A 10724-nucleotide genomic window follows, 5' to 3' on the forward strand; every position below is an offset into this window, starting at 1 on the left:
CGTTTTGACTCCACAATCGGTGCCGGTACAGTTCTGATGCCTTTCGGCGGTAAAAACCAGAAAACACCCATCCAGGCTATGGTTAATAAAGTATCCGTAGAAAAGAGAGACACTACAACATGCTCCCTGATGGCATGGGGCTACAACCCCTTCATCGCAGAAAAGAGCCCTTACCACAGTGCATATCTGGCAGTTGTAGAATCTGTTGCAAAACTGATCGCTACTGGTGCAGATTTCAAAGAAGTTTACCTGTCCTTCCAGGAATACTTCGAAAAACTGGGCAAAGACAGCAGACGCTGGGGCAAACCTCTGGCAGCACTGCTGGGCGCATTCATGGCACAGAAAGGTCTGGAAATCGCTGCCATCGGCGGTAAGGACTCTATGAGTGGTTCCTTTGAAAATATCGATGTACCTCCTACACTGGTATCCTTCGCAGTAACAGTAGACAGCATCAAAAATATCATTTCTCCCGAATTCAAGGCTGCAGGCCATAAAGTCGTTCTGGTGAAACCCGAATATGATGCAGAAGGTCTGCCTACAACAGACAGCCTGAAAAAACTGTTCGACGTTGTGACAGGTCTGATGAGAGATGGCAAGGTTGCAGCTGCTTACACACCTACACTGGGCGGCGTAGCTGAAGCTGTTCTGAAAATGACAATGGGTAACGATATCGGCTTTACATATGCTGACGGCGTAACAAAAGAAGATATCTTTGGCTATAACTACGGCTCCTTCGTTCTGGAACTGACAGAAGACGTAGCAGTTGGTACAGTTCTGGGTACAACAGGTGGCGACGCCATCGTTTACGGTGCAGACAGCATCGCTCTGACAGAAATCTTCGCAGCTTATGAAAATAAACTGGAAGAAATCTATCCCATGAATACAGCGGCTGCTGCTGAAAAAGTGGAAATCCCCACATTCACAACAAAAGCAGAAGGCATCACATACAAGGCGAAAGCACCCGTTGCAAAACCTCGCGTGCTGATCCCTGTATTCCCCGGCACAAACTGCGAATTCGACTCTGCAAAAGCAGTAGAACGCGCTGGTGCGGAAGCAAACATCTTTGTAATCAACAACCTGTCTGCTGCAGGCATTGCTGATTCCATCGAACGTTTCGCAAAAGAAATGAAACAGTCTCAGACAATCTTCATCCCCGGCGGTTTCTCCGGTGGTGACGAACCCGATGGTTCCGGTAAATTCATCACAGCATTCTTCCGCAACCCCGAAATCAAGGAAGAAGTTGCAAAACACCTGAACGAAAGAGATGGTCTGATCGTTGGTATCTGTAACGGTTTCCAGGCACTGATCAAACTGGGTCTGGTGCCTTACGGCGAAATCATCGATACAGATGAAACATGCCCTACACTGTCTTACAACACAATCTCCAGACACCAGTCCAAGATCGTTCGTGTAAGACTGGCTACAGAAAAATCTCCTTGGCTGACAAATGTAAAAGCCGGCGATATCTTCAATGTGCCTATTTCCCACGGGGAAGGCCGTATCCTGATGGATGATAAGATGGTACAGGATCTGGCAGCAAAAGGTCAGATTCTGACACAGTATGTAGACGAAAATGGTCTGCCTACAAACGATATTCAGTTCAACCCCAACGGCTCCACACATGCCATCGAAGGCCTGATCTCTCCCGATGGTCGTGTACTGGGTAAGATGGGTCATGCAGAACGTATCGGCGATGGTCTGTATCAGAACGTTGCAGGTAATTATGATATGAAACTGTTCAAATCCATGGTTGAATATTATAAATAATCGATACGATATAAAAGAGGTGGTTTTAACCACCTCTTTTTTGTGTGGCGGATGATTTCGAATATTGCGGAAGAGAGGCATCCATGGTATCCTATGAACATGATGAAAATTCTTACATATATAAATGAAGAATAAGGAGGAACTGAAAATGATTCGTTTTGAATGTGACTATTCTGAAGGTATGCACCCCAGAATTTTAGAAAGATTGATTGAAACAAATATGGAACAGACAGCGGGCTATGGCATTGACCCCCATTGTGATAGAGCAAAAGAACTGATCAAACAGGCTTGCGGCAGGGAAGATGTGGATGTGCATTTCCTCGTTGGCGGCACACAGACAAATATGACAGTCATCGCGGCAGTGTTGCGTCCTCATCAGGGTGTTTTCTGTGCAGATTCTGGCCATTTGAATGTACATGAAACAGGTGCCATCGAAGCAACGGGCCATAAGGTCATCGTTCTGCCTACCACACAGGACGGCAAGCTGACCGCAGAAGCTATCCAGAACGGCTATGATGCTCACTGGAACGATGAAACCCATGAACATCAGGTGCAGCCCGGTATGGTTTATATTTCCCAGTCTACGGAAGATGGCACAACATATACAAAGGCAGAACTGGAAGCCATCAGCGCGACTTGCCGCAAATGTGGTTTGCCTCTGTTCATTGATGGTGCTAGAATGGGCTATGCTCTGGCGGCAGAAGGCTGCGACTACACACTGAACGATATTGCAAATCTGGCGGATGTGTTCTATATCGGCGGCACAAAGGTTGGAGCGATGATGGGCGAAGCTGTTGTCATCGTAAATCCTGCCCTGAAAAAAGATTTCCGTTACCTGTTGAAACAGAGAGGCGGCATGCTGGCGAAGGGCAGACTGCTGGGCATCCAGTTCGAAACATTATTTGAAGATGGTCTGTATTTTGAAGTTTCCAAACATGCAGTTGGTCTGGCAATGAAAATTCGCAGAGCCTTCGAAGCAAAGGGTATTAAAATGCTCTTTGATTCCAAGACAAATCAGCAGTTTCCTATCCTGCCCAATGAAATGATGGATAAATTGGCGGAAAAATATGCTTTCTCCTTCTGGTGTAAAGTAGGGGAAACACATTCCGCAGTTCGTTTCTGTACAAGCTGGGCAACAAAGGAAGAAAATGTGGCAGAACTGCTTTCTGATATCGAAAAACTGTACTTGAAACAAAAATAACCCCGACTACATATTATTGTAGCCGGGGTATTTTATTTTCTTGAGTTTGCAAAAGAGAATGCTTTTGCGTGTAGGTTTCCAAAGGGGTTACCCCTTTGGCGGAGTGTGAGGCAGGGCCTCACGAAATCAAGCTTCCAGATGCTCTGTGTCATCGACATCCAAGGCTTCTACCAGCTTCACTTCGGGGTTTTTCTGCATGAAGTTGTTCAGTGTGTACTGGTTGGCAAAGAGCAGGATGGGTCTTTCGAAGTGGTCGTATACCAGTGTGCTTCTTGCTACTACGTATTCTTTTACATCCTTAGGAGAACCGGGGGCAACCCAACGTGCTACCTGATATTCCAGGGGCTCCATACGAATTTCGGAATTGTATTCATTCAGCAGTCTGTACTGGAATACTTCAAACTGCAGCTGACCTACCGCGCCCAGGATAACATCATTGAATTCATTGTGGTATACCTGGATGGCACCTTCCTGCGCCAGCTGCTGTACGCCTTTCTGGAACTGTTTTGCTTTCAGAGAGTTCACAGGACGCACACGGCAGAATAATTCAGGAGGGAAGGTAGGCAGAGGTTCAAAGAACAGCTTTTCCTTTCTGTCTGTCAGTGTGTCACCGATCTGGAAGTTGCCGCTGTCGTAGATACCGATGATATCGCCGGCAATGGCTGTTTCTACGGTTTCGCGGTCGTTGGCCATCAGGTGGGTGGACTGGCTCAGCTTCATCTGCTTGCCGGTTCTGGACAGAGTAACGTTCATGCCTCTGTTAAAAGTACCGGAGCAGATGCGGAAGAACGCCAGTCTGTCACGGTGGGCAGGGTTCATGTTTGCCTGAATTTTGAAAATAAAACCGCTGAAGAAATCATCGTTGGGATTTACTTCGCCGGTTGTTGTTTTTCTTACGCCGGGGGCAGGAGACCATTCCAGGAAATGGTGCAGAAAAGGTGTGATGCCGAAATCTGCCAGAGCGGAACCAAAGAATACGGGGGACAGTTTACCTTCTTTGATCGCCTGCAGGTCGAAGGGGTTGCCTGCACCATCCAGCAGTTCCATTTCGCCGCGGAGGATGTCCAGGTTTGCATCGGAGATAACGCCTTCCAGGGCATCGCCGTATACACCGTTGGCACCCAGTTCGATCACGCCGTTTTTCTGTTTATAAAGGTAAACTTTGTTTTCCAGTCTGTCATAAATACCTTCAAAAGTCAGGCCATTGCCGATGGGCCATGTGACTGCTGTGGAGGGCAGACCCAGGGCGTCTTCCAGGTCAGCCATGCAATCCAGAGGATCTTTGGACTGACGGTCCAGTTTGTTGATGAAAGTGAAGATAGGAATCTCACGCATGGAACAAACCTTGAACAGCTTTACTGTCTGTGCTTCGACACCTTTCGCTGCGTCAATAACCATAACAGCACTGTCTACGGATGTCAGGATACGGTAAGTATCTTCACCGAAGTCGTTGTGACCGGGGGTATCCATGATGGATACCACTTTGCCGTCATATTCGAACTGCATAACGGAAGAAGTAACGGAGATACCTCTCTGTTTTTCAATTTCCATCCAGTCACTCTTTGCGAATTTGTTTTTGCCTCTTGCCTTTACTGTACCTGCTTCACGGATAGCACCACCGTGCAGCAGCAGTTTTTCTGTCAGTGTTGTTTTACCTGCGTCGGGGTGGGAGATGATACCAAAAATACGACGCTTCTGGATTGCTTCTGCGTTGCTCATATATTTTCTTTCCTTTCTGTCTGGAATTATCTTACTCTTTTCTGTAAAAAGACCATACTTCTTATTATTTTACCTGAATTTCAGTAAAAATGGAATAAAAAGATGAGAAAAAAGTAAAATGGATGAAAAAAATTCTGTTTCTGAAGAAAATACATTGACTGAATTATGTCTTTGGACTAAAATGAATACGTTAGGTAAAACCAACTAAATTATTTATTTTTTTGGAGGTAATGAAAATGAAATTTACAAGCACAGATAAAGCACCCGCAGCTCTGGGCCCCTACTCCCAGGCAGTTTCCGTAAATGGTCTGCTGTTCACATCCGGCCAGATCGCTCTGGACCCCGCAACAGGCGCTATCGTAGGCGAAGGCGACGTTGTTGCACAGGCTGAACAGGTATGCAAAAACCTGGGCGCAGTTCTGGAAGCAAACGGTGTGACATACACAGACGTTGTAAAAACAACATGCTTCCTGGCTGATATGGGCGACTTCGCTGTATTCAACGAAGTTTACGGCAAATACTTCACAGGTAAACCCGCACGTTCCTGCGTAGCAGTAAAAACACTGCCTAAGAACGTTCTGTGCGAAGTTGAAGTAATCGCAGAATTGAAGTAAGAAAGCGTTTGGCTCCTGCCTTTGGCGGGAGCTAAATTTTTCTCTTTTATGTACTTGGAAAAATACAAAATTTGTTGTTGACAGTTGGAATATCCTGTGATATTATAAATAAGTCGCTGAACGACAGCGACAGAAAATATCGAGGCGTGGCTCAGCTTGGTAGAGCGCTACATTAGGGATGTAGAGGTCGCAAGTTCAAATCTTGTCGCCTCGATTTTTTTTGAAAACTCTCTCTCTTCTGGAAAAATTTTTCCGGAAGTAACCTAAAAAACAATTGACAGGTAATCAATCCTGTGTTAATATAAATAAGCCGCTGAACGAGCGGCGAAAAATGTCGAGGCGTGGCTCAGCTTGGTAGAGCGCTACATTAGGGATGTAGAGGTCGCAGGTTCAAATCCTGTCGCCTCGATTTTATTTTAAGAGACGAAAATTTTTTTCGTCTCTTTTTTCACATCTATCGAAAGTTAAGGGGAATTACTATAACGAATTGGGCGCAGCTTAACGGAGGTGAACCGTCTATGACTGACCGTAGGGAAAAGGAACTGATCGCGAAAGCCAAGCAGGGGGATATGCAGGCTTTTGAAGAACTGATTCTGAAACATGAAAAAATCGTATATAATGTGGCACTTCGCATGATGAATCACAGTGAGGATGCAAAAGACATTTCCCAGGAGGTTTTCCTGAAGGCCTATAGAAATATCAAAAATTTCGATGAACGATCCATGTTTTCCACCTGGCTTTATCGTATCACGACTAACACCTGCATTGACGAGATGCGAAAAAGAAAAGGAAAGCAAAACTATTCTTTAGAGGAAGAACTGGAAAATGAGGACGGCAGTATGCAGCGACAGATCGCCGATGAAGGGGATACACCGGAGGAAAGCCTGATGCGGGGTGAAGAAAAAGGCGAGATCCTGCAGGCTTTGGATACCCTGTCGGAAGAACATAGGGCGGCGATCATTCTCAGAGATGTGAAAGGGCTTTCTTATGAGGAAATATCGGAAATTATAGAACTGCCCATGGGGACGGTGAAAAGCCGCATTTCCAGGGCAAGAAATCAGCTGAAAAATGAAATTTTGAAAATCAGGGAACGAAATGACGGCAAGCCCCGTCATAAGAAAGGAAAGGAGGGAAGGCTATGAAATGTGAAGATTGCAGAGAACTGCTCTGGGCATATCTGGAGAAGGAAACAACTGCAGAAGAAACAGAAAAAGTCGAAGAACATCTGGCGGCTTGTGCGGATTGCAGAGAAGAGCTGGATGCTGTGCGGGAAATGAAGAAAGCCCTGCAGAGCCTTCCTGATGAGGCGCTCCCTGAGGGATACCATACAGAACTGATGCAGAAACTGCAGGCGGAAGCGGCGTCCAACGTGGTTCCTTTCCCTGCAAAGAAGAAAGTACCTAAATGGAAACAACTGAGCATGATTGCGGCGGCGGCACTGGTTGTCGTGGCGGCAGGCGGCATCAATGGCATGCTGGGCATGCGCCAGAGCCAGAATGAGGCTGTGCAGAAGATGGAAGAAACAACGGATGATACTATGGTGGCTTATGATGCAGGGGAGCCTATGGAAGGCATGACCATAGAAGAAACAACGGATGATGCGGCAGTGGAATATCAGGTGGATGCTTCTTCTGCGACTTCTTCCAACGAGAAAAAGAGGAGCAGTGCGTCACCTGTGGCAGATGGTGTGGATGCAGGCGCCATGCCTGCCCAGACGAAAAACAAAGCTGCAGTGACGGAAGAAGCGACGATTGATATGGCGGCGGTGCCCGAAACAGCTTCGGTAACAACGGAAGAAACAGCACCTTTTTCTGTGAAACGATCTGCCGCGGAAGCGACGGATATTGCGATATTGCTGGTAGACGATGAAAAAGCGGCAATAGCGGAGATTCAAAAGGCGATTGCAGAAGCGGGCGGCTATGAGGAAGCCTTTGATGGGGATGATGTTTCTGCGATGATCCCTGTGGAAAACTACGGAGATTTCTTGAAAAAGCTGGAAGCTTTGGGAGAGCTGGAATGGATGAAACAGGGAAACCTGGCGGCAGATGCAGATTATCGCAGTGTAGGGATTCGATTGAAATTGAAATAAGATAAGAAGGGACACGGTTATTAGACTGTGTCCTTTTTCTTTGTCGAAATCCATAAAAGACAGTTGTCCTCTTGGCAGATTGCATAAAATAGTGTACACTATAAGGTAAATTTCCACTAAAATTACTTTAGCGTTCTACTTGACTAAAGCGTTTTGGTGTTATAATATAGTTGTAGCATAGGAAGGAAGTGGAATTTGCATGAAACAGGCAGAAATGCTTTTAAAAAAAGAAGAACAGGTCATCTTCAGCTTGCGGGCATTATTTGAACAGTACGGCTATCGTAAGTTCAAAATGAGCAAATTTGAGGAATACGACTTTTATGCAGATAACAGAAGTTTTTTGAATAGCGAAACGATTTTGACATTCACAGGGCTGGACGGCAAACTGCTGGCCCTGAAACCGGATGTGACCCTTTCCATCGTAAAAAATACAAAAGGAAACAGAGACAGCGCAGAGCGTGTATATTATAATGAAAATGTTTACCGTGCCAGAAAGGGCGCAGGCGAATATAAGGAGATCATGCAGGTAGGTCTGGAATACATTGGTGAAGTGGATGAATATGCTACCTTGGAAACACTGCTGCTGGCGCAGAAGAGTCTGAAAGCCATCAGTGACGAATACATTATGGATGTTTCCCATATGGGTTTTGTGGCGGGGCTGATGGAAGAAATCGGCCTGCCTTACGTGCAGCAGAAGGCTATCTTGGATTGTATCAGCGAAAAGAATGCCCACGGCATCCGCAATATCTGTAAGGAAGTAAATCTGGCGGATGATATGACACAGAAACTGGAAGCTTTGGCGAGCCTTTACGGCGGGCTGGAAGAAACACTGGAAAAGGCAAAAGCCCTTTGTTGCAATGGAAAAATGGAACAGGCAGTCAAAGAACTGGAAGACATCCTGCGCTGTCTGAAAATCGGCGGCAATGAAAAAAATGTGAATCTGGATTTCTCCATTGTCAACGACATGGATTATTATACAGGCATTATCTTCCAGGGGTTCATCAACGGCGTGCCCAGTAGTATTCTCAGCGGCGGCAGATATGATAATCTGCTTCGTAAGTTGGGTAAGGATGCAGATGCAATTGGCTTTGCAGTATATCTTGACCTGCTGGAACGTTTTGAATCCACAGAAAAGGAATATGATGTGGATACACTGCTGACCTATGAAGACGATGTAGACGTGGCAGCTTTAGCAAAGGCAGCGCAGATGCTGACTGATAATGGCCAGAGCGTGTTGGTACAGAAGAAAAACACAGGCAATGTGAAATATAAACAATTGCTTTGCATGAAGGACAGGGGGCTTGAGATCGTTGCAGAACTGGATTAACATCGCGCTGCCAAAGGGCAGACTGGGCGAAAAGGCTTATGATATTTTTGAAAAGATCGGCTATGGCTGCCCCGCCATCCATGAAGGTGGCAGAAAATTGATTTTTGAAAATGAAGAAAACGGTGTACGTTATTTCTGGGTAAAACCCTCTGACGTGGCGGTCTATGTGGAACGCGGCGCGGCGGATGTTGGCGTTGTGGGTAAGGATATCCTGCTGGAACAGTCCTCCGACGTATACGAATTGTTAGACCTGGGCATGGGTAAATGCCGTATGTGTGTTGCCAGTGTGAAAGGGGAAAGAACGGATTCCGAACATACCCTCAGAGTAGCGACAAAATTTGTCAATATCGCAAGGGAATATTACAGAAAACAGTCGAGAGAGATCGATATCATCGAGCTCCACGGCTCTATTGAAATCGCGCCTATCCTGAAAATGAGCGATGTCATCGTGGACATTGTGGAAACAGGTACAACGTTGAAGGAAAATAATCTGGAAGTGAAGGAGACGATCATTCCCATTAGTGCCAGATTTATTGCCAATAAGGCTAGCTATAAATTCAATAACAAAAGAATCAAAGAAATGTGTGATCTGATCGCGCAGAATATCGAAAAGAAAGACTGAAATTTGGAGGAATCCATGGAAGATTTGAAACTGGTATATGCTTACGACCGCCCTGCGGAGGTAGGCGAATTGTTCAAGGAATATACAGATATGCTCATCGAAGGCGACAGCGAATTCGCTGAGTATTTGAAAATACAGAAATATGATAAGGAACTGGCGAATCCTGCATCCAAATATGGTATGCCTGAAGGCAGACTGTATCTGGCTTATGTGGAGGATAAACTGGCAGGCTGTGTAGGGCTGAAAAAACTGGACGAGGAAGGACAGCAGTGCGAATTGAAGCGCCTGTATGTGCGCCCCCAGTTCCGCGGGAAAAAGATGGGCGAGAAACTGCTGGAGGTTATTTTGCAGGACGCAAGGGAGATTGGCTACAAGGCGATGCTCCTGGATACGCTGCCTTTTCTGAAAACAGCCATCAAAATGTATCAGAGAAGGGGCTTTTACGAAATTCCCTGCTATAACGACAGCCCTATTGATGATACAATTTATATGAAACTGGATTTGTAAGGGAGTGGAAGCATGATAAAGACATATGCTTACAAAGACATTAAAATAGATGAAATTTTTGCAAGAGAAGAAGAAAAGACAACGGTTGCAGACGTGGTTGCAGAAATCATTGCCGATGTGCGTAAGAACGGCGACGCAGCCCTGAAAGCCTACTGCGAAAAATTCGACGGCGCAGCGGCAGAGGTGCTGGAAGTTTCTGCAGATGAAAGAAAAGCGGCTCTGGCGGAAGTAGATGCAGAATTTATCGAAATTCTGAAAGAAGCGGCGGCTCATATCCGTGCCTTCCATGAAAAACAGAAACGTACTGATTTCGTCATTACAGAACGCCCCGGCGTGGTTTTAGGACAGAAAATCACCCCTTTAGATCGCGTTGGTCTGTACGTTCCCGGCGGCACAGCAAGCTATCCTTCCACAGTGCTGATGGACTGTATCCCTGCAAAAATTGTGGGCGTAAAGGAAGTCTGTATGGTAACTCCTGCCAAAGGCGGCAAACTGAATCCCGATATCATCGCAGCGGCAGAAGTGGCTGGTGTAGACCGTATTTTTAAAATCGGCGGTGCACAGGCAGTAGCGGCTCTGGCTTACGGCACGGAATCCGTGCCCAGAGTAGATAAGATCGTTGGCCCTGGCAATGCTTTCGTTGCGGAAGCGAAAAAACAGGTTTTTGGACAGGTTTCCATCGATATGATCGCAGGCCCCAGTGAAATCCTTGTGATTGCTGATGGCAATTCCGATGCAGTTGTTGTGGCGGCAGATCTGCTTTCTCAGGCAGAACATGACAAAATGGCTTCTGCCGTTCTGGTAACGGAAAGCGAAGCCCTGGCAAAAGCAGTTTCTGAGGAACTGGAAAGACAGATCCCTCTGCTCCCCAGAGCGGA

The 10724-nt window shown here is 46.2% G+C and carries 10 protein-coding genes and 2 tRNA genes; 11 read left to right on the forward strand and 1 reads right to left on the reverse strand.

The genetic code is table 11. The features are described from left to right. Positions 1-1767: phosphoribosylformylglycinamidine synthase subunit PurQ (locus IJ369_RS06995; RefSeq protein WP_290717578.1), on the forward strand; the 1767-nt coding region annotated here is incomplete at its 5' end. A gap of 148 nt (positions 1768-1915) precedes the next feature. Further along, on the forward strand, positions 1916-2968 hold the full coding sequence (locus IJ369_RS07000) for a threonine aldolase family protein (RefSeq protein ID WP_290717581.1): 1053 nt from the start codon (positions 1916-1918) through the stop codon (positions 2966-2968). 126 nt (positions 2969-3094) lie between these two features. Here the strand turns inward: IJ369_RS07000 and IJ369_RS07005 are convergent, their stop codons facing one another. Beyond that, positions 3095-4687, reverse strand: a complete 1593-nt coding sequence (locus IJ369_RS07005) for a peptide chain release factor 3 (protein ID WP_290717583.1) — start codon at positions 4685-4687, stop codon at positions 3095-3097. A 236-nt stretch (positions 4688-4923) separates the two neighbouring features. Here IJ369_RS07005 and IJ369_RS07010 point away from each other — a divergent pair, with 236 nt between their 5' ends. The 9 genes from IJ369_RS07010 to hisD all read left to right on the forward strand — a co-directional run. Continuing rightward, positions 4924-5301 (forward strand): RidA family protein, encoded by a 378-nt coding sequence (locus IJ369_RS07010; RefSeq protein WP_290717585.1) that lies wholly within the window; start codon positions 4924-4926, stop codon positions 5299-5301. Positions 5302-5441: 140 nt separating this feature from the next. Continuing rightward, positions 5442-5515 (forward strand) — tRNA-Pro (locus IJ369_RS07015). Positions 5516-5636: 121 nt separating this feature from the next. Next, positions 5637-5710 (forward strand) — tRNA-Pro (locus IJ369_RS07020). Positions 5711-5819: 109 nt separating this feature from the next. Beyond that, positions 5820-6443 carry a sigma-70 family RNA polymerase sigma factor gene (locus IJ369_RS07025; protein ID WP_290717587.1) on the forward strand — a complete coding sequence of 208 codons (624 nt, stop codon included), beginning with the start codon at positions 5820-5822 and terminating at the stop codon, positions 6441-6443. Further along, positions 6440-7390 (forward strand): zf-HC2 domain-containing protein, encoded by a 951-nt coding sequence (locus IJ369_RS07030; RefSeq protein ID WP_290717589.1) that lies wholly within the window; start codon positions 6440-6442, stop codon positions 7388-7390. Before IJ369_RS07025 ends, IJ369_RS07030 begins: the two co-directional genes overlap by 4 nt. 199 nt (positions 7391-7589) lie before the next feature. Continuing rightward, positions 7590-8717: an ATP phosphoribosyltransferase regulatory subunit gene (locus IJ369_RS07035; RefSeq protein ID WP_290717591.1), complete on the forward strand. Its 1128-nt coding sequence runs from the start codon at positions 7590-7592 to the stop codon at positions 8715-8717. Continuing rightward, the gene (gene hisG / locus IJ369_RS07040) at positions 8701-9339 is read left to right on the forward strand and encodes an ATP phosphoribosyltransferase (RefSeq protein ID WP_290717593.1); all 639 of its coding nucleotides are present in this window, start codon (positions 8701-8703) and stop codon (positions 9337-9339) included. The genes IJ369_RS07035 and hisG overlap by 17 nt, the downstream gene beginning before the upstream one ends. A 15-nt stretch (positions 9340-9354) precedes the next feature. After that, positions 9355-9846, forward strand: coding sequence for a GNAT family N-acetyltransferase (locus tag IJ369_RS07045; RefSeq protein WP_290717595.1), 492 nt, complete (start codon positions 9355-9357; stop codon positions 9844-9846). Between the two features lie 12 nt (positions 9847-9858). Then, on the forward strand, positions 9859-10724 hold an 866-nt coding region (hisD, locus tag IJ369_RS07050; protein ID WP_290717597.1), incomplete at its 3' end, for a histidinol dehydrogenase.

This window comes from Anaerotignum sp. (genome assembly GCF_017483025.1).
Lineage (GTDB): Bacteria > Bacillota > Clostridia > Lachnospirales > Anaerotignaceae > Anaerotignum_A.